The 24,202-nt window shown below is 50.2% G+C and carries 22 protein-coding genes; 12 read left to right on the plus strand and 10 right to left on the minus strand.

Translation table 11 applies throughout. The features are described from left to right. Positions 1–69: 69 nt before the first annotated feature. On the minus strand, positions 70–2,832 hold the full coding sequence (gene secA, locus Undi14_RS07585) for a preprotein translocase subunit SecA (protein ID WP_200179109.1): 2,763 nt from the start codon (positions 2,830–2,832) through the stop codon (positions 70–72). A gap of 171 nt (positions 2,833–3,003) precedes the next feature. Continuing rightward, positions 3,004–3,960 (minus strand): M23 family metallopeptidase, encoded by a 957-nt coding sequence (locus Undi14_RS07590; RefSeq protein ID WP_186897085.1) that lies wholly within the window; start codon positions 3,958–3,960, stop codon positions 3,004–3,006. 70 nt (positions 3,961–4,030) lie between these two features. Between Undi14_RS07590 and Undi14_RS07595 the strand changes: the two genes are divergently transcribed. Beyond that, a complete protein-coding gene (locus Undi14_RS07595) occupies positions 4,031–4,546 on the plus strand; it encodes a DciA family protein (RefSeq protein ID WP_200179117.1) in 516 nt (171 codons plus the stop codon). A 28-nt stretch (positions 4,547–4,574) separates the two neighbouring features. Here Undi14_RS07595 and Undi14_RS07600 read toward each other — a convergent pair whose 3' ends face one another. Next, the gene (locus tag Undi14_RS07600; RefSeq protein ID WP_190478937.1) at positions 4,575–5,126 is read right to left on the minus strand and encodes a cob(I)yrinic acid a,c-diamide adenosyltransferase; all 552 of its coding nucleotides are present in this window, start codon (positions 5,124–5,126) and stop codon (positions 4,575–4,577) included. Positions 5,127–5,429: 303 nt separating this feature from the next. Here Undi14_RS07600 and Undi14_RS07605 point away from each other — a divergent pair, with 303 nt between their 5' ends. Continuing rightward, positions 5,430–6,314 carry a LysR substrate-binding domain-containing protein gene (locus tag Undi14_RS07605; protein ID WP_190478935.1) on the plus strand — a complete coding sequence of 295 codons (885 nt, stop codon included), beginning with the start codon at positions 5,430–5,432 and terminating at the stop codon, positions 6,312–6,314. 107 nt (positions 6,315–6,421) lie between these two features. Here Undi14_RS07605 and Undi14_RS07610 read toward each other — a convergent pair whose 3' ends face one another. The 4 genes from Undi14_RS07610 to Undi14_RS07625 all read right to left on the minus strand — a co-directional run bounded on the left by Undi14_RS07610 (position 6,422) and on the right by Undi14_RS07625 (position 10,601). After that, complete coding sequence (locus tag Undi14_RS07610; RefSeq protein ID WP_200179119.1) at positions 6,422–7,342, minus strand: aldo/keto reductase family oxidoreductase; 921 nt, start codon at positions 7,340–7,342, stop codon at positions 6,422–6,424. Beyond that, complete coding sequence (locus Undi14_RS07615) at positions 7,339–7,989, minus strand: DsbA family protein (RefSeq protein ID WP_200179126.1); 651 nt, start codon at positions 7,987–7,989, stop codon at positions 7,339–7,341. Before Undi14_RS07615 ends, Undi14_RS07610 begins: the two co-directional genes overlap by 4 nt. A gap of 57 nt (positions 7,990–8,046) precedes the next feature. After that, complete coding sequence (locus tag Undi14_RS07620; RefSeq protein ID WP_200179129.1) at positions 8,047–9,168, minus strand: anhydro-N-acetylmuramic acid kinase; 1,122 nt, start codon at positions 9,166–9,168, stop codon at positions 8,047–8,049. 62 nt (positions 9,169–9,230) lie between these two features. Next, positions 9,231–10,601 (minus strand): peptidoglycan DD-metalloendopeptidase family protein, encoded by a 1,371-nt coding sequence (locus Undi14_RS07625; protein WP_200179131.1) that lies wholly within the window; start codon positions 10,599–10,601, stop codon positions 9,231–9,233. A 238-nt stretch (positions 10,602–10,839) separates the two neighbouring features. Here Undi14_RS07625 and tyrS point away from each other — a divergent pair, with 238 nt between their 5' ends. The 9 genes from tyrS (at position 10,840) to ruvB (ending at position 18,987) form a co-directional block, all read left to right on the plus strand. Beyond that, on the plus strand, positions 10,840–12,108 hold the full coding sequence (gene tyrS, locus Undi14_RS07630) for a tyrosine--tRNA ligase (protein ID WP_200179133.1): 1,269 nt from the start codon (positions 10,840–10,842) through the stop codon (positions 12,106–12,108). Next, complete coding sequence (dtd, locus tag Undi14_RS07635) at positions 12,105–12,554, plus strand: D-aminoacyl-tRNA deacylase (protein WP_186897093.1); 450 nt, start codon at positions 12,105–12,107, stop codon at positions 12,552–12,554. Before tyrS ends, dtd begins: the two co-directional genes overlap by 4 nt. A 49-nt stretch (positions 12,555–12,603) precedes the next feature. Next, positions 12,604–13,263: a histidine phosphatase family protein gene (locus Undi14_RS07640; RefSeq protein ID WP_200179135.1), complete on the plus strand. Its 660-nt coding sequence runs from the start codon at positions 12,604–12,606 to the stop codon at positions 13,261–13,263. A gap of 285 nt (positions 13,264–13,548) precedes the next feature. Next, positions 13,549–14,559 (plus strand): tRNA dihydrouridine synthase DusB, encoded by a 1,011-nt coding sequence (gene dusB, locus Undi14_RS07645; protein WP_200179136.1) that lies wholly within the window; start codon positions 13,549–13,551, stop codon positions 14,557–14,559. 97 nt (positions 14,560–14,656) lie between these two features. Beyond that, complete coding sequence (locus Undi14_RS07650) at positions 14,657–14,890, plus strand: helix-turn-helix domain-containing protein (protein WP_186882779.1); 234 nt, start codon at positions 14,657–14,659, stop codon at positions 14,888–14,890. A gap of 51 nt (positions 14,891–14,941) precedes the next feature. Further along, positions 14,942–16,507: a bifunctional phosphoribosylaminoimidazolecarboxamide formyltransferase/IMP cyclohydrolase gene (gene purH, locus Undi14_RS07655; RefSeq protein WP_200179137.1), complete on the plus strand. Its 1,566-nt coding sequence runs from the start codon at positions 14,942–14,944 to the stop codon at positions 16,505–16,507. 35 nt (positions 16,508–16,542) lie between these two features. Next, the gene (gene ruvC, locus Undi14_RS07660; RefSeq protein ID WP_186897096.1) at positions 16,543–17,085 is read left to right on the plus strand and encodes a crossover junction endodeoxyribonuclease RuvC; all 543 of its coding nucleotides are present in this window, start codon (positions 16,543–16,545) and stop codon (positions 17,083–17,085) included. 265 nt (positions 17,086–17,350) lie between these two features. Continuing rightward, a complete protein-coding gene (gene ruvA / locus Undi14_RS07665; protein WP_200179138.1) occupies positions 17,351–17,932 on the plus strand; it encodes a Holliday junction branch migration protein RuvA in 582 nt (193 codons plus the stop codon). 11 nt (positions 17,933–17,943) lie between these two features. Next, on the plus strand, positions 17,944–18,987 hold the full coding sequence (ruvB, locus tag Undi14_RS07670) for a Holliday junction branch migration DNA helicase RuvB (protein WP_200179139.1): 1,044 nt from the start codon (positions 17,944–17,946) through the stop codon (positions 18,985–18,987). Positions 18,988–19,234: 247 nt separating this feature from the next. Here ruvB and Undi14_RS07675 read toward each other — a convergent pair whose 3' ends face one another. Together Undi14_RS07675 and Undi14_RS07680 are read right to left on the minus strand one after the other, a co-directional pair. Further along, on the minus strand, positions 19,235–20,308 hold the full coding sequence (locus tag Undi14_RS07675; protein ID WP_234030468.1) for a porin: 1,074 nt from the start codon (positions 20,306–20,308) through the stop codon (positions 19,235–19,237). A 376-nt stretch (positions 20,309–20,684) separates the two neighbouring features. Further along, positions 20,685–21,842 carry a porin gene (locus Undi14_RS07680; RefSeq protein WP_190478912.1) on the minus strand — a complete coding sequence of 386 codons (1,158 nt, stop codon included), beginning with the start codon at positions 21,840–21,842 and terminating at the stop codon, positions 20,685–20,687. A 347-nt stretch (positions 21,843–22,189) separates the two neighbouring features. Between Undi14_RS07680 and coq7 the strand changes: the two genes are divergently transcribed. Further along, the gene (gene coq7 / locus Undi14_RS07685; RefSeq protein ID WP_186883310.1) at positions 22,190–22,819 is read left to right on the plus strand and encodes a 2-polyprenyl-3-methyl-6-methoxy-1,4-benzoquinone monooxygenase; all 630 of its coding nucleotides are present in this window, start codon (positions 22,190–22,192) and stop codon (positions 22,817–22,819) included. 102 nt (positions 22,820–22,921) lie between these two features. Here coq7 and Undi14_RS07690 read toward each other — a convergent pair whose 3' ends face one another. Next, a complete protein-coding gene (locus Undi14_RS07690) occupies positions 22,922–24,184 on the minus strand; it encodes a putative Na+/H+ antiporter (protein ID WP_200179140.1) in 1,263 nt (420 codons plus the stop codon). Positions 24,185–24,202: the final 18 nt, after the last annotated feature.

Raw genomic sequence — 24,202 nt, forward strand, 5'->3', positions numbered from 1 at the left:
ATGCCCATAAAAAAAGGGATGAATTTCTTCATCCCTTTTTCAATTCGTGACACTAAAGTCAGACTTGCATCACGCCAGCTTGCCGTGGCATTGCTTGTATTTTTTACCGCTGCCGCAAGGGCAAGGATCATTCCGGCCGACCTTCAACGCGTAAGTAATTTCCTGCTGGCCACCGTTATTCGTCGCTGCAGATGGTGCCAGCATTTCCTCCGGTGATGCGTTTTCATCAAAGTCAGCATGCTGGTAATGCACGTTGCCGACTTGCGATTGCGCCATTTGTTCTTCCGCTGCTTCAATCTCTTCACGCGACTGGATGCGAACAGTCACCACGGTGCGAACCACGTCGTTTTTGATCAGATCCAGCATTTGCGAGAATAATTCAAACGCTTCGCGCTTGTATTCTTGCTTAGGATTTTTCTGTGCATAGCCACGCAGATGGATACCCTGACGCAGATGATCCAACGCCGCCAGATGTTCGCGCCAGTGACTGTCTATGCTTTGCAACATGACGCTGCGCTCGAAGCCGGCAAAAGATTCTTTACCGACGATGGCAATTTTTTCTTCGTAGCTCGCGTTCACGGCTTGCTGCACGCGCTCAAGAATATCTTCCCCCGTCAGATTAGGTTCTTTTTCCACCATGCTGGCCAGCGGCAGATCCAATGCCCATTCAGACGACAGCGCAGCTTCCAGACCTGGAATATCCCACTGTTCTTCGACCGAACCCGGCGGCACATACATGTGCACTACATCGGCAAACATACCATGACGCAACGACGACATCAGTTCCGTCATGTCGTGCGCTTCGAGCAATTCATTCCGCTGCTGGTAAATCACTTTACGCTGATCATTGGCAACGTCATCGTATTCCAGCAATTGCTTACGCACGTCGAAATTGCGTGCTTCCACTTTACGCTGAGCAGATTCTATCGAACGCGAAACAATGCCCGCTTCAATCGGTTCGCCTTCCGGCATTTTCAGGCGTTCCATGATCGCACGTACACGGTCACCGGCGAAAATACGCAGTAACTGATCGTCCAGCGACAGATAGAAACGGCTGGAGCCAGGATCACCCTGACGACCGGAACGACCACGCAACTGATTATCAACACGGCGTGATTCGTGACGCTCGGTACCGACGATATGCAAACCACCGGCATTCACAACCTGCTCATTGAGTGATTTCCACTCATCGCGCAATTGTTGCGACTGCGCCTGTTTCTCAGCATCCGACAATGCCGGATTCGCTTCGATCAGTTGCACCTGCTTGGCGACGTTACCGCCGAGCACGATATCCGTACCGCGACCCGCCATGTTCGTCGCAATCGTGATTGCTTTCGGGCGACCCGCCTGCGCCACGATTTCCGCTTCACGTGCATGCTGCTTCGCATTCAGCACGTTGTGCGGCAATTTGGCCTTGGTCAGAATGCCGGATAACAATTCGGAATTTTCAATCGATGTGGTACCGACCAGCACAGGCTGACCACGTTCGTAGCAATCCTGTATGTCTTTCAGCATCGCGCCGTATTTCTCGTCAGCGGATTTGTAGACCTGATCTTGACGATCTTTACGTTGCGAAGGACGATTCGGTGGAATCACGACTGTTTCCAGACCGTAGATTTCCTGGAATTCATACGCTTCGGTATCCGCCGTACCTGTCATGCCTGACAGCTTGGTGTACATACGGAAGTAATTCTGGAAAGTGATCGAGGCCAGCGTCTGATTCTCGTTCTGAATCTTCACGCCCTCTTTCGCTTCAACCGCCTGATGCAAACCATCAGACCAGCGACGGCCTGTCATCATACGGCCGGTGAATTCATCGACGATGACGATTTCATCATCCAGCACCACATAGTGCTGGTCTTTGAAATACAAGGCGTGCGCACGCAAAGCTGCGTACAGATGATGGATCAGGCTGATATGCGCCGCGTCATACAGCGATGCGCCTTCCGGCAATAAGCCCATCTGCGTCAGAATTTTTTCTGCCTTGTCGTGACCGGCTTCGGTCAGCAAGACCTGATGCGCTTTTTCATCTTTGGTGTAGTCGCCCGGGACTTCAATCTGACCTTTGCCATCCGGCGTTTCTTCGCCGATCTGCAAAGTCAGCAGTTTCGGCACTTCATTAATCTTGTAATACAGTTCGGTGTGATTTTCGGCCTGACCGGAAATAATCAGAGGTGTGCGCGCTTCATCGATCAGAATCGAATCGACCTCATCGACAACGGCGAAATTCAGACCGCGTTGTACACGCTCTTTCGCTTCAAACACCATGTTGTCACGCAAGTAATCGAAACCGAATTCGTTATTCGTGCCGTAGGTGATATCGGAGGCGTACGCGCCCTGCTTGGCATCGTGATCGAGTTGCGACAGATTGATACCGGTCGTCAATCCCAGCCAGCCATAGAGTTGCCCCATCCATTCGGCATCGCGCTGCGCGAGGTAATCATTCACCGTCACCACATGCACGCCCTTGCCGGACAAAGCATTCAGATAAATCGGCAGGGTACCCATCAGGGTTTTACCTTCGCCGGTCCCCATCTCTGCAATTTTGCCGTAGTGCAGAACCATACCGCCTATCATCTGCACATCGAAATGGCGCATTTTCAGGACGCGCTTACTGGCTTCGCGGCACACCGCAAATGCTTCTACCAGCAAACTGTCTAAGGTTTCCCCTTTCGCGACACGGGCTTTAAATTCAGCAGTCTTGGCTTGTAAAGCCTCGTCCGACAGAGTTTCCAGCTGAGGTTCCAATGCGTTGATCTCACGCACCGTCTTTTGGTATTGCTTCAAAAGCCGCTGATTGCGGCTGCCGAATATCTTGGTCAGGAATGACATGCTATGAACGAAAAGTTAAATTCTGAAAAAAGCCGCAGCAAAAACTTGCTTGCACAGCAACAATATGGGATAACTCACGATTTTACCACGCGGGAACGGCTTGACCAGCAAATCACTGCCTAAACCTTGACGCATTGGTACGAGTTGGTGGCTATTTGGACAAACTCAAGCCTATTTTTGATTCAAAGCGGAAAGACTGGCCTGATTGGCTCCGGCGGACAGGAATTTATGCGGATTTTGCGGTACGTCCTTGACCCGCACCTCGAAATGCAGGTGGGCGCCGGTTGAGCGGCCAGTTGAGCCTATATCGGCAATATGCTGCCCGCGCTTGACGATATCACCGAGCTTCACATAAATTTTGGAGGTATGCGCATAACGGGTGATCAGCTCACCGCCGTGATCAATTTCCAGCATATTGCCAAATTGCGGATGATACTCAGCGGCAATCACCACGCCGCCAGCGGCAGCCTGAATCGGCGTTCCGGTCGGGGCTGAAAAATCGATGCCTTCATGGAATGCGCTGCGCCCGGTAAACGGATCAAGGCGCCAGCCAAATCCGGAGGCGTTATACGCAACATTCACAGGCTGTATCGTCGGCAACATTTTTGACTGTATCTTGAAACCCATCAGCTTTGTTTCGACAACATTCATATAATCGGAGCGATGCTCAACGTCCTTCTCAAGAGCGTCCAGCGCTGCCTGAAACTCTTCCATATTCAGTTCATGTGAAGGTGCGCTGGAAATTTCCGGGCCGCCGCGCGCTGGCAGCTCCTTGAAATTAAACTCCTCAGGTTTGACGCCCGCCAATCCTTGCACACGCTCGCCCAAGGCGTCGAGCCGTATCAATTGCGCCTGCATTTCACCCAGCTTGACCGCCATTGCCGCCAGGTTTTCTTTGACATAGCGGTCTTTCGCATTCGGATCGTTTGGCAGGGCGGCGCTGGCGGGCAGGATATTTCGCAAGAAAGGTAAATCGGCACTCGCCAACCGGAATGTGAGCGCCGCCATCAGCGCACCGCAAATAATCGTGATGAGCATAAAACCCAGTATCGCCAGCACTACATGATGTGACGACAAGGTCACCGATTTCGCTTGGGTAAAGCGGGAGTGCATTAATATAATTTGCATCAATACTACCCCTTAAAAACTCTGTGGAATGCGGCTGTAACGCCGCCCGGTTTGTGGTAATGTGCTGCCCATGTCAACACCATTCACACCATCGCGACCTCCGTACCGAATCAATATCAAGCGCGGACGCCCGGTTATGGGTGCCACTGGCGCTGGCGATTTTTTGCGTAGCAACGATAAAATTTCGCCGCTGCTACCTACGATACAACGTCATTTGTCGCTGCAAAAAGATTGCGGTGCGATTTTGCCGCCGATATTTGATACCTGTGAAGTCATGCAACTGGCAGATGGTCTGCTGACGCTGTCTGCGCCGAATGCGGCATTAGCAACCAAACTGAAACAACAATGCCCGAAATTGCTGAGCAGCTTGCAAGAGCGGGGCTGGCAGATTAACGCAGTCCGCATCAAAGTACAAGTAAAGCGGGTGGTAGAAAAAGCCCCGCCTGTGAAACAACTCGCACTCTCAGGCAAAGCACTGCAGGCATTCAGCACCCTGGAACAGAATCTGGAAAACACATCCCAGAACACGGATCTGCTTGCGGCACTGTCGCGCTTGTTAGAGCGCCATCAACACCCCAAAAAGTAACACTGCGCATCACACGGTACGGCAGTAATCAGCGCTCGCGTTCTTTTTCCCACAGAACATCGCTGCCGCCATCAACCCGATTCAAAACCCGCGATAAAACGAACAGCAAATCAGACAGACGATTCATATACTGACGCGGATGATCATTGATGGCTTCATTTTTCCCGACACTCACAATCGCCCGTTCAGCGCGCCGGCAAACGGTGCGGCACACATGTGCCAGCGCAGCTGGCCGGTTTCCCCCGGGCAGAATAAAGTCCCGCAATGGTGGTAAATCAGCGTTATATTTTTCCAGCAAAGCATCCAGACGTGCGACCTGCGTCTCAGTAATCAGGCTATAGCCGGGGATGCACAACTCGCCGCCCATATCAAATAAATCATGCTGAATAGAGATCAGCTCATGCCGCAACTGCGGCGATAAGTTTTCACACAACAAGACGCCGATATGTGAATTCAGTTCATCCACATCACCCATCGCGTGCACCCGTAACGCGTCTTTATCGACACGACTGCCGTCACCCAGACCAGTGGTGCCAGCATCGCCGGTACGTGTCGCAATTTTTGAAAGTCGGTTACCCATAGCTCATATAATTCGGACAGAAGTCGCAGAGCATAAGCCAAAAACGTCAGGAACGCATCATAATAGACACCATTGAATATGCTGCTTACCAGCATAAAATAAAAAACCAGCGTTATCGTAGGCCAGATCCGGGTGTACTTAATAACTGCAATGCTGAGAGGCTTATAAGGCTGCTGTCAGAAATGCGCGTCATAATGGTGGATTAGCGGCTATTCGCGCCGCCTTCGCTATGCCAATAAACGAGACACACTGCATGCATGTGCGCCACTGAGCGCATGGGATGAAGAATAATCAGGATACAGAATGGCTACAAGATTACCTCCGGTTCACGCTCTTTCCGCTTTTGAAGCGGCCGCCCGCTTTGGATCATTTGCCGTTGCAGCAGAAGAGCTGTGCATCACACCTTCCGCGCTTTCCCACCGCATACGTTTACTCGAAGAACATTTGTGCGAACGTGTGTTTGTCAGAGAAGGCCGCAGCGTCACACTGACTGAATTCGGTCGTCGCTATCTTGACGTGGTGCGGAATGTGTTGCGCACTTTGTCTGATTTTCCGTTGCCCAACAAAGCAACGCAAAATCAGATGCGCGTCAAAGTTACAGTGCCGCCAACGTTTGCCCGCTACATGTTCATGCCACGTCTGGCAGAATTCACCAGCAAACATCCTGACATCGAAGTGGAAGTCTATCTGTTTGTTCCCTTATACGATCTCAGCCTCTCAGAAAGTGATGTCGAGGTCAGATTCGGCGCGGGAGAATATCCGAATCTCGTCACTAAAAAACTGTTTATCGAACCAAGTTTTGCTGTTGCCAGCCCGGCTTATCTGAAGACGATTCCAAAGATAAATACACCAGCCGATTTACGCCATGCCTGTTTGCTCCGCTCAGCGCTGGAACCATGGCAACCCTGGTTTGAAGTCGCCGGTTTAGATTGGGCAGAACCAACGCATGGATTACGCGTTGATGATCTGGGCTTATTACTCGAGGCGATTAAACATGGTCATGGTGTTGGTTTAACACGCCAACACTTTGCGCAGGAAATGATAGACAACGGAGAAGTCATTCGCCTGTTTGACACACAACTGGCAACGCCGCCGCACGCCTATCATCTGGTACACGAAGCACAGCCAAGCCTGAGACCGGAAGTAGCACTGTTCATCGAATGGATGCAGTCTGTCTTTAAGGATTAATGCGTGCAGCGCCGGCCTGGCGCTGCCACGTTATCAATTGATACGGAACAGTCAAAATAAAATCTTTATCAAGGCTACATCCCTTGCAGACAGGGCGTCGGCCAAGATCAGTCAACTCCTTTTCCAGCTGCGGCACACCAGAGAGAAAACCATTGCTCACGGCTCAATGTCTGGCTACATGCAAGAACAGCTTCACGCAATGCCGGCGTACGCCCAGATCCAGTCAGCACCATCGGCTTGGACGGATGTAGTAATACCCAGGCAATCGCAACCGTTGCCAGAGGCACCTGAAGTTCTGCGGCAACCTGACCCAAAGCGACGCGGACACGCTGCACATCAGCATTCGCTGTGGCATCCGATAATAAAGCACCGCCACCCAATGCCGACCAGATCATCGGCGCAATGCGCAATCGTTGGCACAAATCCAGTGTGCCGTCATGCAAAGGCGACAGATGCAACAGCGAGAGTTCGACCTGATTTGTGACCAATGGAAAACGTGATGCCAGTAAATCAAATTGCGACGACGTAAAATTCGACACGCCGAAATGCGCGACCTTGCCACTCTGCTGTAAATGCTGAAATGCCTCAGCGATTTCATCGGCATCCATCAAAGGATCAGGACGATGAATCAACAGCAGATCCAGACGATCAATCTGCATTGCCCGCAAAGAATTTTCGGCAGAAGCAATGATGTGCTGGCGACTGGTATCGTAGTGCTGAAGATGATGTTCAGGGCGATGCTGCGACACCAGTTTGATACCGCACTTACTCACGAACTGAAATTCTTTTTTTAATTCAGGCGCTATATGCAACGCCTCTCCGAGCAGGCGTTCACTCTGGTAATCGCCATAAATATCCGCCTGATCTATGGTTGTAATACCGAGTTCCAGCGCCTCTTGCAAAAAGCTGACCCGTTCTTGCGGTGTTTTTTGCCAACTCGCCAGTCGCCACAGACCAAGAACGATACGGGAAAATTCCGGACCACCGGGGGCAATCTGAATACGTGGGGAAATCAATGAGGTATTCATATTTTTTGTATTTCCTGAATCGCGGAAACTAATTCCGCTGTTTTCGTGAAGCCGGATGCAATCATGTGCAAGGCATTGTCGTGAACCAATAACAGTGCGGGGAAGCCGCGTATTCCCCAGCGCTGGCATTGCTCAAATTCCTGCCGCGTGTCCGCCATGCACATCGGTGACACGAGTGTTTCATAAAAACTGGACGCATCAAAACTATCTTCACCGTCCATCCCATTCAGGGCATTGACCGCAACATCCGAAAGAATATGTAAATCGGTTACGTCTTTGCCTTCGGCATAAAACGCATGTTGAATAGCGCGAAAGACCGATAACAGCTGTTCTGGCGCAAGGTGATCCGCCAGCATTTTGGTCGCCACAACTGCACGGCATGCAGGCTCAGTATCGTATTTAAATCCCTCTTGCGTCATCCCTGTTGCGGCAAACGGCAGACCGGTGGCTTCGGCGACATGCATCCAGTGACCGCGTATGGTTTGTCGTTGTTCCTCACCCATGATCTCCTGGTTATAGGCGCGCAAGCCACCGACGACGATATCCAGATTCGCCTCCGGCATCAGTTCCAGCAAGGCTTGCAACTCCGGACCAAAACCATAGCACCATGAACACATAGGGTCAGCGACGTAGATCAGTTGAATCATGCGATATCTCTTTTCATAGCGAGAAAAAAATCAAATAGGGGTCAGAGTGTACGCAATTTATGCTGGATACAGCGCACCAATAATTCGCGGGCCTTTGGCGCCAGTGACTACCGGCAGATTACCCGGACGGCGCAGACAGAATTGTTGCGCCAGCCAAGCGAACGCCATCGCTTCTACTTGTTCCGGTGCGACACCGAGCGCATCCGTGCTGCACACCAGCGCGGACGATCCGGCCTCAAACAAAAAAGTCTGCAACATCAGCATCAGACGACGGTTAAACGCACCGCCGCCGCACACATAAACGGCCTTTGCCTGCTGTCCGCCGTAAGCGTAAATCGCCTGCGCCAGACTCATCGCGGTGTAAGCGCACAATGTCGCCTGTACATCGGCAGCGGATACGGTTTCAAATCCCTGTAATTGCTGTTGCAACCATGCGGGATGAAACAGATCACGTCCCGTGCTTTTGGGTGGAGTCAGATGTAAATAAGGCTCAGCCATGAGTTTCTGAAGCAACGCTGAATTCACTTCGCCTTGCGATGCCCAGGCACCGTCGGCATCATAGTTTTTTGCCTGATGCAGATGTATCCAGTAATCCATCAGCACATTGCCTGGCCCGGTATCAAAACCAGTCGTGCTGCCATCCGCGCCAAGAATACTGATATTACTGATGCCGCCGATATTGGCGACGACTCTGCATTCATTGTCGGCCGCAAATACGGCACGATGAAATGCCGGCACCAGCGGTGCGCCTTGTCCTCCCGCAGCGATATCACGACTGCGGAAATCAGCAATCACATCAATGCCGCTTAATTCGGCCAATAAAGAGGGGTTGTTCGTTTGACGGGTATAACCCAGCTCAGGCCGGTGCCGTATCGTTTGTCCATGTACACCGATTGCCCGGACATCCTGAAGAGGATATTGCTCAGACAAAAGATGAACGCACTCAGCATAGGCTCTCGCCAGCGCGTTGGCCAGCAAGGCTTCCTGATGCAGTTCATCATTACAAGTACTCTGCAACATCATTGCCTGCTGTCGTATCTCTGCTGAAAATGGAAGGTAAGCACTGGCAAGTAACTCCACAGGCGTTCCCGGTGTTTCAGGTAGGCGCACAAGCACCCCATCCACACCGTCAAGGCTAGTGCCAGACATTAAACCAATATACAAAGAAGTATTCTGCATATGCACATCACTAAAATGAAAAAGGCCGAACGCAATGTTCGGCCTGTATTGAGCTTATCGCTTTAACGGGATGCCAGTTTCATCGTTTCCGCTAAACGTTCAGGACGCAGCAAATTGAAGCGGTGGTGCATTTCAGCAGCAACTACTTTGAAACGCGGCATATCGTTTCCTGCCAATGGCGGAGCCTCTGGCAAGCTGATGCCCATAGGATCGCGTGCCTCATTATTCACACGGAACTCATAATGCAGATGAGGACCCGTTGCCCAGCCAGTTGAGCCGACATAGCCGATGACTTCACCCTGACTAACACGGCTGCCTTTATGTATGCCAGCCGCGAAACGGCTCATATGCGCATAGGCTGTGCTGTAATTGGAATGATGTTTCACCACCACCAGATTACCGTAACCATTGCTTGGTCCAACAGAATCCACAATACCATCCGCAGTCGCACGAATCGGTGTTCCTGTCACGGCGGCAAAATCGACGCCTTTATGCGCTTTCCACTGACCTGAAATCGGGTGTACGCGCATCGAGAATCCCGAAGAGATACGGGTAAATTCCAACGGAGATTTGAGGAAAGATTTTTTGAGAGACTTACCGTCGAAAGTGTAATAACCACCCTGACCACCGGCTTCATCAAACCACACAGATTGGTAAGTTTTTCCGGCATTAGTGAATTCACCTGCGAGTACCCGGCCAGTTTTCACAAGTTGGCCGTTTTGCCAGAAACTTTCATAGACCACATTAAACTGATCTCCGCGTTGCAGCTTGCGAAAATCAATGTTCGTTTCAAACATACTGACAATCTGCGACGCCACATTATCAGCAATATTCGCCTCATCCGTCGCTGCAAACAGCGAGGAAACGATATTGCCGGAGGTCATTTCAACGCGACGCTCCAGCGCAGCAGGCGCGTCGGTTGCCACGAAATGCCCCGAAGCATCGCGTTTGACTTCGATATTCCGGGCGGGCTTATCTGTACCGTCCACGACTGTCGTCTGCAACCATTCCAGCTCGCCGTCTTCATTCGTTTTGACGCGAACGGACTTGTCGGTACGCAGTTGCAACAAGCTGCGCGCCACATTATCGGTTTTAATGAAAGTATTCGCGTCAGCGTCATCCACGCCCAGGCGCAACAATAAGCCACTGAGCGTGTCGCCACGACGGACTATCTCTTCGCGAACATACTGCTGATCAACATTGGTCAATGCAGCGACTTGTTCATCAAGGCTGGGTAAAGGCAATTCTTTGGTAATTTTTTTTACCGGCAGATCTGCCGCATCCGGAGCCAGAGGCGCAACGGCCGTCGCACCTACAGCGCAGACAGCGAAGAATAAAGCAGTGACGGAAACAATACGGGAAACGCGGGTGGAACCTAACAACAGTCTGGAGCTGCCGGTAGCCACACGAAGTAATTTATCTGATGGTCGCATGCAATAAGTTAAAATTGACTGTTTTTATCGAAAATTCGGGGGTCGCTGCAGCAATAATATTCTAAGCAAAACATGCTCGAAGAATATGATCGGCGACAAACCAAGGCTGGATTATAAAGCAAGAAAACTTGATCCCAGCAAAATTAAACCGACACCCAGAATCTGGCAAAACGCTGATTATTGATTCAGAATGAGAACCCTGACCAGCGATGTTACAAAAAATCTCGTTTAAATACCTATGACTTCTGCACACAATTCCAATTCCAGTTCCAGCATCATCACGCCAGCCAAAGCCTTGCCACTATCCGATGCCGTACAACACGCCCTCGCGGTCACCAAACGTGGCGTTGACGAATTGCTCATCGAAAGCGAATTTGCGCAAAAACTCGCCCGCAGCGAACAAACTGGCAAACCTTTACGTATCAAACTGGGGCTGGATCCGACTGCACCAGATTTGCACCTTGGTCATACTGTCGTTCTGAATAAATTGCGGCAACTGCAAGATTTAGGCCATCAGGTTATCTTTCTGATTGGTGACTTCACGTCGATGATCGGCGATCCTTCCGGACGCAATATCACCCGCCCGCCGCTGACACGTGAGCAGATCGAGGAAAACGCCAAAACTTACTTCCGGCAAGCGAGTCTGGTATTAGATCCGGCAAAAACTGAAATCCGTTACAACTCAGAATGGTGTGATCCGCTGGGTGCGCGTGGCATGATTCAGTTGTCATCAAAATATACTGTGGCCCGCATGATGGAGCGCGATGACTTCACCAAACGTTTCAAAGCAGGCACACCGATTTCGGTACACGAGTTTCTGTATCCGCTGATGCAGGGCTATGATTCCGTCGCATTACATGCCGACCTCGAACTCGGTGGCACAGATCAGAAATTCAATTTACTGGTCGGACGCGAACTGCAAAAAGATTACGGACAAGAGCAACAATGTATTCTGACCATGCCACTGCTGGAAGGTCTGGACGGCGTTGAAAAGATGTCGAAATCGAAAAATAACTACATCGCCATCACGGAACCGGCAAATAACATGTTCGCCAAGATCATGAGTATTTCAGACGAGATGATGTGGAAGTATTACGACCTGCTTTCGTTCTGCTCTATTGAGCAAATTGCTGCCTATAAAAAAGCCGTTGCTGACGGCCAGAATCCACGCGATATCAAGGTTGCGCTGGCGCAGGAGATCGTTGCCCGCTTCCATAATAAACAAGCCGGTGAAGATGCACTGTCCGATTTCGTTAACCGCTCGAAAGGTGGCATACCGGACGACGTGCCGGAAGTCAGCCTGAGCGGTGCGCCAGTAGGCATCGCGCAGTTATTGAAACAGGCAAATCTGTGTGCATCGACCTCTGAAGCTTTGCGTATGATTGAGCAAGGCGGCGTGCGTATTGACGGCACCGTTCTCAGTGACAAAGGCTTGAAAGTCGAAGCCGGGACATTTGTATTACAAGTCGGCAAACGAAAATTTGCCCGCGTGACTTTGTCAGCATGATCGCACTATTGCAACGCGTCAGCCATGCCAGTGTCGTCGTCGATGGTGAAACCACCGGCGCGATCACGGCAGGCTTAATGGTATTGGTCTGCGCAGAACGCGGCGACAGTGAAACCGAGGCGGATGCCTTACTCAATAAGCTGCTGACCTACCGCGTATTCAGTGATGATGCTGGAAAAATGAACCTCAGCATTACAGATACGCAGGGCGGCTTATTGCTGGTACCGCAATTCACGCTGGCGGCCAATACCAACGCCGGCACTCGCCCTTCGTTCACACCAGCCGCACCACCTGATGTCGCGCGCCAATTGTTCGACTATTTTGTCCGGCAAGCAAAAAGCAAACACAGCACCGTCGAGACTGGCCGTTTTGGTGCCGACATGAAAGTGTCGCTGACCAACGACGGCCCTGTCACATTTTGGCTGGAAACAAAAAAATCGGCGTAAGGACAACGCAATAGCCGTTTCGACGTGCCTGCAACTATCCACAAATCAGATGACTGAAATTCTCCTTATCCGCCACGGCGAAACAGCCTGGAATGCTATTAAACGCTTGCAGGGCCACCTTGATATTCCATTGAATGCACAAGGAACGCAGCAGGCAAAGGCGCTGGCGTGGTCGCTGCAAAATGAAAAACTGGATGCCATCATTTCCAGTGATTTACAACGGGCAGTGCAGACTGCCGGTGAAATCGCGCGCTTGCAAGGCATCAGTACCCGCATCGATGCCGGCTTACGCGAACGTTGCTATGGCGGCTTTGAAGGACAACTGTACAGCGAGATTCCACATGTTTTTCCGGAAGCCTATGCGACCTGGAAATCGCATGATCCTGACGCAGAATTTCCTCCAGGGGAAAATAAAGGTGAGACGACACGTCAGTTTCATCAACGTATCATCGAGCACATTGAGCACTACGCAAAACAATTCGAAGGAAAAAAAATCGCCCTGGTCGCCCACGGTGGGGTACTCGAATGCGCGTATCGTGCAGCTAAAGGATTACCGTTGAATGCTCCGCGTGAGGTGACGATTTACAACGCAAGCATTAACCGCTTTAAGTACAAAGATAATGCTTTGCAACTGATCCAGTGGGGAGACATTGCCCATCTCGATACTGACGCCATGGATGAAATTAATCAAAACGATAAAGCATCCTGACGTCGTTCATATCGCTCATTTCCACTGATAGTGCTGATGCAAGCACCGCATCCGCTCTACATCAAGCACACACATGCTGCGCAATTTTCAGCCAAACTTCAACCAAACAAAACCTGACGACAAGCCAGTACCGACTGGCTGTCGAAATTTAGAAAAGCAAGTCTAAAGCTATCAAAATCGCGACCTGATTGAAATAAATATTCCTTCAGAAAACAGCGTATTTGCTAATTATTTAGGCAGGTTTCAGGTAAAATAGCGCTTCTTCAAATTCCCTCCCACCTCATCGTGCAAATTGGTTCCTACGTCTTGCGTAACAATATTTTTGTGGCTCCCATGGCTGGGGTCACCGACAGACCTTTCCGTCAGTTATGCAAAGAACTTGGTGCAGGTTATGCCGTTTCGGAAATGGCGGCATCGAATCCGAAATTATGGGAAACCGAAAAATCGACCCGGCGCACCAACCATGCCGGAGAGATGGAACCAAAGGCAGTACAGATCGCGGGCGCTGACCCACAAATGCTTGCGGATTGCGCAAAACATAATGTGGATAAGGGCGCGCAGATCATCGACATCAACATGGGTTGCCCGGTCAAGAAAGTATGCAATGCCTGGTGTGGCTCGGCGTTGCTACAACACGAATCGCTGGTTGGCAAAATTCTCGATGCCGTGGTCGGTGCCGTCGATGTGCCGGTCACGCTAAAATTCCGTACTGGCTGGGACAGAGCAAACAAAAACGCGCTGACGATTGCACGTATGGCGGAATCTGCTGGCATACAAATGCTGACCTTGCATGGCCGTACCCGTGCTGACGGCTACAAAGGCGATGCCGAATACGACACCATTGCCGCCGTCAAAGCGGCGGTGACTATTCCAGTGGTTGCCAATGGCGATATCACCACGCCGGAAAAAGCAAAGTACGTGTTAGAAGTTACCGGTGCAGATGCGATCATGATAGGGCGTGCAGCACAAGGGCGGCCATGGATCTTTCGCGAAATCGAACATTTCCTGGCAACAGGCGAACACTTACCACCGCCACTGATCAGCGAAGTCAGGCACCTGATGGATAACCACCTGAAAGCACATTATGAGTTTTACGGTGAATATCTTGGCGTCAGGACTGCGCGCAAACACATAGGCTGGTACGTGCAGGATCTCGTCAACGGCGAGGAATTCCGGCAGCAAATGAATTTGCTGACCTCTTGCGATGAACAACTTGATGCCGTCAGTCATTTTTTTGATCGCATGGCGGGGGAACGGTTACAATACCGCCCCTTTGAAGAAAAAATGGCGGCGTAAAACAAACCGATATTTGTAATCCGACCGCATAACATCAGCGCCTTCAGCATTGAAATGAAAGCGCCGACCGGCATAACCGAACAGTGACAAAAACAGCATGAGCAAAGATAGCATTCAGGACGCCGTCCATAAAAATCTGGAAAAATATTTCCGCGATCTCGGCGAACAACCCGCCTCCAATATTTACGACATGGTTGTATTAGCAGTAGAAAAACCTATGCTGGAAATGGTGATGATACGCGCCTCCAGCAACCAGTCACAAGCAGCAGACATGCTCGGCATTAACCGCAATACCTTGCGCAAGAAATTGCAGCAGCACGGTTTGCTGTAATTATTTGCCGCCAGCGCCTGACACCGATTTCCTTACTCACTTATCTTCATCATGATCAAACAAGCTCTTATCTCCGTCTCCGACAAGACCGGTGTGCTCGAATTTGCACGTGAATTGTCTGCACTCGGTGTCAAGTTGCTCTCCACTGGCGGCACCGCTAAATTATTGGCCGATAATGGTTTAGCTGTAACAGAAGTAGCGGACTACACGGGCTTTCCTGAAATGCTCGACGGACGTGTGAAAACACTGCACCCGAAAGTACACGGTGGTATTCTGGCGCGCCGCGATTTTCCTGAGCATGTTGCAGCGCTTGAACAGCATGGCATTCCGACGATAGATATGGTCGTTGTGAATCTCTACCCTTTCCAGCAAACGGTCGCCAAAGCAGAATGCTCACTTGAAGATGCGATTGAGAACATCGATATCGGTGGCCCGACGATGCTGCGCTCATCAGCAAAAAATCACAAAGACGTGACCGTGATTGTTGATCCCAGCGATTACGCCGTTGTGCTCGCAGAAATGAAGGCGAATAAAAACGTCGTCAGTTATGACACCAAGTTCACGCTGGCAAAAAAAGTCTTTGCGCATACCGCACAATATGACGGTGCTATCACTAACTATCTGACCAGCCTCGGTGAAGATAAAGCACACACGACACGCAGCGCTTATCCACAGACACTGAATCTGCATTTCGACAAAGTGCAGGAAATGCGTTATGGCGAAAACCCGCATCAGTCGGCAGCTTTCTATCGTGATTTGAAAGCAGTTGACGGTGCACTCGCCAACTACAAACAATTGCAAGGCAAAGAACTGTCGTACAACAACATCGCTGACTCTGATGCTGCGTGGGAATGCGTTAAGTCGTTCAAAGAATCCGCTTGTGTCATCGTTAAGCATGCGAATCCTTGCGGTGTGGCGGTAGCCCCGACACCATTTGAGGCATACAGCAAAGCATTACAAACCGATCCGACATCAGCCTTCGGTGGCATCATCGCATTCAACCGTGAACTCGATGGCAAAGCAGCAGAAATCGTCGCTAAACAATTCGTTGAAGTGCTGATCGCACCATCGTTCACAGCGGAAGCAAAAGCGATTTTTTCTGCCAAACAAAACGTACGTTTGCTGGAAATTGCTTTGGGCAATGAAGTTAATCAATACGATGTCAAACGTGTCGGCGGTGGCTTGCTGGTACAGGCACCGGACGCGAAAAACGTTTTGCAGGAAGAATTGCGCGTTGTTTCCAAACTTCAACCGACACCACAACAAATGGCCGACATGATGTTTGCATGGCGTGTCGCGAAGTACGTTAAATCGAACGCGATCGTATTCTGTGGCAACGGTATGACGCTGGGTGTTGGTGCAGGTCAGATGAGCCGTATTGATTCTGCCCGTATCGCTTCAATCAAAGCACAAAATGCCGGGCTGTCGCTAGCAGGTTCCGCAGTTGCATCCGACGCATTCTTCCCGTTCCGTGACGGTCTGGATGTAGTGGTCGATGCAGGTGCGACTTGTGTGATTCATCCGGGTGGCTCTATGCGCGATCAGGAAGTCATTGATGCCGCAGATGAACGCGGTGTGGTGATGGTCTATACTGGCACACGTCATTTCCGTCATTAATCATTCGCCTTGCTCTTTTGCGGGGCAAGGCACACATGAAGATTTTAGGTATCGACCCCGGATTGCGGACAACTGGATTCGGGGTTATTCATAAGCAGGGACAGAAGCTCACTTACGTGGCATCTGGCACCATCAAAACGGTCGAAGGTTCTTTACCTGAGCGGCTGAAAACTATCCTTTCTGGCGTTTCTGAAATTGTCCGCACTTATCAACCTGATTGTGCGGCGATAGAAAAAGTCTTCGTCAACGTCAATCCCCAATCCACCTTGCTGCTGGGACAGGCGCGTGGCGCAGCCATCTGCGCATTAGTCGCCGCCGATCTGATGGTCGCGGAATACACAGCGCTGCAGGTCAAGCAAGGGGTTGTCGGCCAGGGACGTGCCAGCAAGGAGCAGGTGCAGGATATGGTGCAACGTCTGTTAATGCTATCCGGCACACCAAGTGCGGATGCCGCTGATGCGCTCGGGGTTGCGATTTGCCACGCCCATAGCGGTGAAGCCCTGGCAACCTTGAGTGCCATTGCGCCCGAACTGGCCAAAAAAGGCTTGCGTGTGAAAGCCGGCAGACTGATAGGGTAAATGCTAATCCTGTCAAATAACATTCCATCTCTGGCACTCATTCGCCACTTGCTATGTCTCAATATTGATGCGCCTTAGCGGGCATTTTTACCTGAAAACCCTTATCAACACGATGATATCTCTTCCCGCATCTATTTTTATCCTCCATCACAACTCAGGAAAGCAACAGCAGCCTTGAGTGATGGAATTTCGCTGACACACTCTCGTCAAGCCGGAGAGAATCGTTTACTATCACTGCTTATTCATACAGTATGAAAGCAGTCTCATGATAGGTCGCATCGCAGGCACTCTGCTAGAGAAAAATCCCCCTCAATTACTGATCGATTGTCAGGGTGTGGGCTACGAAGTCGATGTGCCGATGAGCACGTTTTATAACCTGCCGCCATTAGGTGAAAAAGTGGTTTTGCTGACGCATCTGGCCATACGCGAAGATGCGCATGTGTTGTTTGGTTTTGGCTCAGCAGAAGAACGCGCGACCTTCCGGCAACTGGTTAAAATCAGCGGCGTCGGTGCACGTACAGCATTGTCTATTCTCTCAGGAATGTCTGTGGCAGATCTGTCACAAGCAATTACGATGCAGGAAGTCGGCCGCTTAACCCGCATTCCGGGAATAGGCAAAAAAACCGCCGAGCGCCTGTTACTGGAACTCAAGGGCAAACTCGGTGCCGATTTATTTACGTCCAGTATGGCGGCTGCAGCAGGTGATCATAGCGCCGACATTCTGAATGCCTTGTTAGCTCTGGGTTATTCCGATAAAGAAGCAATGCTGGCGATGAAATCCGTACCAAAAGATGCAGGCGTATCGGAAGGCATCAAACTCGCCCTGAAATCACTGTCTAAAGGCTGAAAAATTACATCATGAGCATACAGACAGATAATCTTTCGATCAATTTCAGCGAACAGCGCATCATTGCGGCAACACCGGTGTCCGTCAATGAAGAAGCGATTGAACGCGCATTACGGCCTAAACAACTCGACGAATATGTTGGGCAGGAAAAAATCCGTGATCAGCTGGAAATTTTCATCACGGCTGCGCGCCAGCGCGGAGAAGCACTCGATCACACCCTGCTGTTCGGCCCTCCGGGCTTAGGTAAAACCACGCTGGCACACATTATTGCCCGTGAAATGGGAGTAAACCTGCGTCAGACTTCGGGGCCGGTTCTGGAGCGTGCAGGTGATCTGGCCGCACTACTGACGAATCTGGAAGCAAACGATGTGCTGTTTATCGATGAAATTCACCGTTTGTCTCCCGTCGTTGAAGAGATTTTATATCCTGCATTGGAAGACTATCAGATCGACATCATGATCGGCGAAGGCCCCGCTGCACGCTCGGTTAAACTGGATCTGCAGCCGTTCACCCTGGTCGGTGCAACAACGCGGGCGGGCATGCTGACGAATCCTTTGCGTGATCGCTTTGGTATCGTCGCCCGCCTGGAATTTTATACGCCGGAACAACTGACGCGTATCGTCACACGTTCGGCCTCCCTCCTGAATGCACCGATACACGAAGCTGGCGCGAGAGAAATCGCTAATCGCGCGCGTGGCACACCGCGTATCGCCAATCGCTTACTGCGACGAGTGCGCGACTATGCCGAGGTGAAAGGCAATGGGGAAATCACCAAAGATATTGCCGACTCCGCCCTGAAGATGCTGGACGTAGATACCGTTGGCTTCGATCTGATGGATAGAAAACTCCTGGAAGCCATCCTGTTTAAATTCGGTGGAGGCCCCGTCGGACTCGACAATGTTGCGGCGGCAATCGGTGAAGAGCGTGACACCATTGAAGATGTACTGGAACCCTATCTGATACAACAGGGTTACCTGCAACGTACTCCTCGTGGAAGAATTGCCACATCACTGGCTTACGAACATTTTAATCTCGCACCACCGGAGAGCGAATAATAAATAAAGAGACCGCAGAAGTAAAACCGTTAGCAAACCGAACCGTTTACTCGATGTTATGAGAGTTCACTCATTCCCCAGGAGCTCAATCATCACTAGAGACGGAACGTCTCCAAAACAACATTCAGCGAATAAAAATCGAGCAAACGCGACTGATCTCAGACTCTCCTGACCGATGAAAATTCATACGCAAAAAAGCACCCGAAGGTGCTTTTTTTTATTTAAATAAACTTTCGTCTATTAAATATTAAAACGAATGGAGAATACCAACGTTAAACAGACGATCTGTCAAACCTTTGTCTGCAGCCAAACCAGCTTGATTTACGTTTGCATCATTTGTGTTACGAGAAAATGATGTGTACAAATTAGTACGTTTGGACAATGCATGGGTAAAGCCGATTGCCAGTTGTGTACTTGTGTTCGCTGTAGAGAATAAATTATTCTTAGATCGTGCTGCTGTCGCCAAGAAAGTGTCCGCTGTCGTAACTGGTACGGTAACGCCGATCATATAACCTTTTTGATCAACAACGTTTGTATCCGATGTATCTTTCGAGTAGCCAACAGCTGCTTTCGCAACACCGAAATCATAAGTACCACCAACCAATACAGATTTTACGCCATTACCAGCAACATCATTTTGCTTGTAGTACACAGCGCCAACATAAACTGGGCCTGCTGCATATTGTCCACTAATACCAACAGAACGATTCGCAGAGTTATTGCCAGCAACTTCGCCAAAACCATATAAAGCGCGGGCACTGAAGCCGGAAATATCTTTGGATTGATAGCTGACACTGTTATTCACGCGCCATGCACTGTTCGACAAAAAGCCAAACACACCGCCAGTAGATGTCGATGCACCAGCTGATCCAGATGTAAATCCAAGATCAAATGGATCGACTGCGTCAAAGAAATAAAATTGAGGTGTGTACTGGCGACCCATTTTTACTGTACCAAAATCTCCTTCCAGACCAACCCAAGCCTGACGACCAAATGACAAGCCGCCTTGAGATGCACCGGTATCAGCCAAAATACCCATTTCAAGAGCAAAAATTGCTTTCAAGCCGCCGCCCAAATCTTCAGTGCCTTTAAAGCCCAGACGAGAACCCGCTTGTTCACCAGCATCTAATGCTGTTTTAGAACCAGCTTTACCACCATTATTTTCGTTTTGAATAGCCATATCCAATACGCCGTAAACGGTAACAGAAGACTGCGCCTGAGCCGTACCTGCAACTGCTGCCAATACTGACAATGCGATAAGTGATTTTTTCATTTTTATTTCTCCAAAGGGTTTAAGACAATTACGTTGAGTTTCGATCATTCATTTCAACTTGCTGGCAAGTGATACTAAAAATGAAACGTCAAAATATATGAACTGCTAATATCAACAATCGTATTTGACCAAATTTGAAGAAGAACAGCCAAGTTAAATCGACGTTCGAGGGTAAATAAGCGAAATTGATGTCTCAATTCCACAACAGACCTTAACCGGAAATCTATATTACTCTGGACGATAAGAACATAGTGAAAGAGAAAATTCGAGTATCTGAATATGAGTTTTTTAAAATTAAAATAACGAAAAAACATTAAAAATCACAAGGACGTCAACACAACGTCATTAATAAATTTCGTTGTTCAAAGAAAAAAAGCCAGCGATTCGCTGGCTTTTTAATTGCGCTAACTGATGAAACTACATATCAGAATGCGTGCAAGATACCAAATGCTGCGCGAGTCGCACTACTCTGAACGCCATCAGTACCGATGATACCGAGCGCCAATGTAGTGTCTTTCAAAGCTGAAGAACCAGCTTTAGCATAAGTCAGCGATGCGTAAGCAGTAGTGCGTTTGCTGAATGCATACTTAGCCAGACCGATGTACTGATCAGCCTTACCATCGAAATCGCCCGAGCGTTTTGTATTGTAGTAAGCGCCAGTCAGAGTCAACTGATCAGAAACCGCATAGTCAACACCCAGACCAATAACGGTAATCTTGCGATTATTGTTTGGCGATGTCACTGCAACCGGAGCACCCAGATTGCCTTCAATTGTATTGTGGCCATAGGTAAAGCGCAAAGTAGTTGATGGCACAACTTTGTATTTAACGCCACCAGCCCAACCGCTCAGAGAAACATTTCCTGTAGGATCTTTCAATTTCGCGAAAGATAATGCGGCGCCATTCGTGCCATCTGTGAAGATACCTGCCAGACCAGCATAAGAACTGGAAGAAATTTCGCCTGCTTTTTCACCGAAACCGTACATCGCCGCGCCAGCGAAGCCAGAAATGAAAGGGGAAACATACTTAACCGAGTTATTTTGACGCAGAGCTGTACCGCCCTGATTTGTACCGAAACCGCCGAAGAATGCACCAGAGTTCAAGCCCACCAACGCTACGTTAGGATTTGTACCTGCATGTGCCAGACTCATAGGATCAGCCAGACCAACGGAATCCACACCCAGAATATTGTTACGACCCATCGTAACAGCACCGAAATCGCCAGACAGACCAACCCAGGAAAGGCGGTCAAACAGGGAAGTATTGTTACCGGCCTGGCTGAAATTTTGCGTCAGGTTGCTGCCGCCAAAACCGGCACCTGCTGCGCCTGTATCGTTCGCCAGAGTGCCCTCCAGATTAAAGTTAGCTTTCAGACCGCCGCCCAGATCTTCGCTGCCTTTAATACCCCAGCGAGATGTCAACAGCTGACCAGCTTCCATAACGGCTTTATTGGTGCCACCCGCTTGATTATTGGTGTACATAACAGCGGCATCGACGATACCGTAGACGGTCACATTAGATTGCGCAGATGCCGCAGATGCGAACGCGCCCAGTACAGCAAAAGCGATGAGTGATTTTTTCATTGAAATTGTCTCCAGATTTTATAGTGTGATTTGACTTGATGTCTGCAGCTCTTAGTTAGGCCGCTTTTTTGATTGTGTTGCAAGTTCTTCCAAACTGATTGATAAACAATCTAGGAACGATTGAACCAAACTACTTGGATTTGGGCAAAGAGAATTTGCGAACGACCGTGTTTAAGCAAATTAAATGTGGCGCGGCGACAACAGTCGCATTCAGCACGCCGATAGTCACTTTTAGGTACCCGTGAGGCACCTGTTATCTGCGCATGCCTTGCGCCAGCTTAAAGCCAGCCCCCGGGTCTGTTGTTTTACAATAGCGCCTTACCTTTTACCGCATCGAAACCATGTCTCTGCCAAATATAGATCGTATCGTCCTCAGCTTTGATCGCGCGCTGCGCACCGTTTCGGCTCAGGCGAAAAGCTCGCGCCCTTATCCCGCCGCGACCGTCACTACTGAAGACGCGCTGAGTGAGCAGGAAAAAAAACACAGCGCCGGTCTGATGCGGGTCAATCATGTCGGGGAAATCTGTGCGCAGGCGCTGTATGACGCTCAAAGTGCGTTTTCACATACAGCAGAAGTGACCCGCCAGTTGCAACATTCCTGCATCGAAGAAGAAGATCATCTGGCATGGACGGCAAGCCGCCTGAAAGAACTGAACTCCCATACCAGTTTCATGAATCCACTCTGGTATGCAGGCGCCTACACTTGCGGCGTCATCGCGGCAAAATGTGGCGATGCAGCAAGTCTGGGATTTGTCGTTGAAACCGAGCGGCAGGTTGAAGCCCATCTGGCCGGACACCTGAAGTCGCTGCCTGCACATGACAACAGGTCGCGTGCGATTGTCGAACAGATGCGCGTTGACGAGGTTGCACACGGTGCCGCAGCACAAGCCTTAGGGGCAAGTGAAACGCCCCAGCCAATCAAAATGGTGATGAAACTGATGGCCAAAGTGATGACATCAACGGCTTACTATATCTGACAGCAGATACCAACGCCCTACTGCAACGGCGCATTTTGAAGGTAGACTCAAGCGCTGTTGCAGCAGAGCATTTGCAGCTATCCAGCCAGCAGCGCCTGAGGCTTACACAAAATGTAAAAACAAAGCGGCGATACCAGTCGGTAATGCTGCAGCGGCGATCAGACCCAGCGGGCTGATCGCTTTTTCGTTAAACGAGTCTTTTAAAATCGCGAACCCAGCAGGATTCGGCGCATTCGCAATCACCGTCAAACCACCACCCGTGACAGCGCCAGATACCAGCGCATATTTGGCCGCATCCGGCAAACCAACGACCAGCGACCCCAGATAAGTCAGCGCGGCATTGTCCGTCACTGCCGTTAATACGACCGCGCCGAAAAACAAGACAGCGTTATCCATGCCTGCCAGCAACGGTTGCAGCCACCACGCCTGTTTGCCGCCAAGAACCACTAGGCCAGCCAGAAAAAATGCGACCAGCAAGCCTTCTCTCAACATCAGCCTATCCTGATACTGTTTGTAAGCTTCTGTGAATCCGAGGAAAAATAAAAACAGTCCCAGAAATACGACCGGATAATGTGCAAACCAGACCGTGGCCGCGAGAAAAATAAAATGAATTGCCACGACAGAAAAAGGCACAGGCGCATCCGCTGTCGTCGGCTCCGGCGCTTTCAGTGCCGTCAGTTCTTTACGGAAGAACAGGCTCAACAACAAGGCATTTAATACGACGGCACAAGCGGCCTTCCAGCCGAACATCTGCATCATGAATACGCTGTTCCAACCCCATTTCTCTGCGACCATCAACACCGGCGGCGCCGCAAACGAAGTGAGTACGCCACCAATAGAGATATTGACGAATAAAACGCCCAGCGTCATGTATTTCATACGCTCAGAAATCGCTTGCGAATAAAAACGGTCGCGTAACATCAGCGCTGCCAATGTCATCGCTGCCGGTTCAGTAATAAATGAACCAAGCAAGGGCACCAGAGACAGGCACAGGAAATAAGAAGCCAGTTGTGTGTTTAACGGCAGCGCGCGCGCGATACGAGAGACGAAAGCCTGCACTGCCCAAAGTACCGGCCGGGTACCGGCCACCACCAGAATCGCAAAAACGAACAAAGGCTCAGTAAAATTCTGCGCCTCAAGATAATGAATCGCGTCTTTCTGATTCAACAGCAAAGCCATCACGGCAACCAGCACAAAGGCCCAGAAGCCGAAGACGACCTCGACTTCCCCCAGCAAATGCCAGAGACCCGCATGATGCTGACTTTTGTGCGCCAGAGAGATAAAAAATTTGGTGGAAAAAGTATGCAGCACAGCGATGCCGAAGATCGCCGCCGCTACATACTGAATCAACATATCGGTCGTCATTCTGCGTCCTTTTCCATT

Source organism: Undibacterium sp. 14-3-2 (assembly GCF_016595265.1).
In the GTDB taxonomy this organism is placed as follows: domain Bacteria; phylum Pseudomonadota; class Gammaproteobacteria; order Burkholderiales; family Burkholderiaceae_D; genus Undibacterium; species Undibacterium aquatile.

Excerpts from the sequence above, each read along its gene's own strand:
- secA (WP_200179109.1), bottom strand. The coding sequence starts at position 2,832 with ATGTCATTCCTGACCAAGATATTCGGCAGCCGCAATCAGCGGCTTTTG.
- Undi14_RS07590 (WP_186897085.1), bottom strand. The coding sequence starts at position 3,960 with ATGCAAATTATATTAATGCACTCCCGCTTTACCCAAGCGAAATCGGTG.
- Undi14_RS07595 (WP_200179117.1), top strand. The coding sequence starts at position 4,031 with ATGTCAACACCATTCACACCATCGCGACCTCCGTACCGAATCAATATC.
- Undi14_RS07600 (WP_190478937.1), bottom strand. The coding sequence starts at position 5,126 with ATGGGTAACCGACTTTCAAAAATTGCGACACGTACCGGCGATGCTGGC.
- Undi14_RS07605 (WP_190478935.1), top strand. The coding sequence starts at position 5,430 with ATGGCTACAAGATTACCTCCGGTTCACGCTCTTTCCGCTTTTGAAGCG.
- Undi14_RS07610 (WP_200179119.1), bottom strand. The coding sequence starts at position 7,342 with ATGAATACCTCATTGATTTCCCCACGTATTCAGATTGCCCCCGGTGGT.
- Undi14_RS07615 (WP_200179126.1), bottom strand. The coding sequence starts at position 7,989 with ATGATTCAACTGATCTACGTCGCTGACCCTATGTGTTCATGGTGCTAT.
- Undi14_RS07620 (WP_200179129.1), bottom strand. The coding sequence starts at position 9,168 with ATGCAGAATACTTCTTTGTATATTGGTTTAATGTCTGGCACTAGCCTT.
- Undi14_RS07625 (WP_200179131.1), bottom strand. The coding sequence starts at position 10,601 with ATGCGACCATCAGATAAATTACTTCGTGTGGCTACCGGCAGCTCCAGA.
- tyrS (WP_200179133.1), top strand. The coding sequence starts at position 10,840 with ATGACTTCTGCACACAATTCCAATTCCAGTTCCAGCATCATCACGCCA.
- dtd (WP_186897093.1), top strand. The coding sequence starts at position 12,105 with ATGATCGCACTATTGCAACGCGTCAGCCATGCCAGTGTCGTCGTCGAT.
- Undi14_RS07640 (WP_200179135.1), top strand. The coding sequence starts at position 12,604 with ATGACTGAAATTCTCCTTATCCGCCACGGCGAAACAGCCTGGAATGCT.
- Undi14_RS07650 (WP_186882779.1), top strand. The coding sequence starts at position 14,657 with ATGAGCAAAGATAGCATTCAGGACGCCGTCCATAAAAATCTGGAAAAA.
- purH (WP_200179137.1), top strand. The coding sequence starts at position 14,942 with ATGATCAAACAAGCTCTTATCTCCGTCTCCGACAAGACCGGTGTGCTC.
- ruvC (WP_186897096.1), top strand. The coding sequence starts at position 16,543 with ATGAAGATTTTAGGTATCGACCCCGGATTGCGGACAACTGGATTCGGG.
- ruvA (WP_200179138.1), top strand. The coding sequence starts at position 17,351 with ATGATAGGTCGCATCGCAGGCACTCTGCTAGAGAAAAATCCCCCTCAA.
- ruvB (WP_200179139.1), top strand. The coding sequence starts at position 17,944 with ATGAGCATACAGACAGATAATCTTTCGATCAATTTCAGCGAACAGCGC.
- Undi14_RS07675 (WP_234030468.1), bottom strand. The coding sequence starts at position 20,308 with ATGATCGAAACTCAACGTAATTGTCTTAAACCCTTTGGAGAAATAAAA.
- Undi14_RS07680 (WP_190478912.1), bottom strand. The coding sequence starts at position 21,842 with ATGAAAAAATCACTCATCGCTTTTGCTGTACTGGGCGCGTTCGCATCT.
- Undi14_RS07690 (WP_200179140.1), bottom strand. The coding sequence starts at position 24,184 with ATGACGACCGATATGTTGATTCAGTATGTAGCGGCGGCGATCTTCGGC.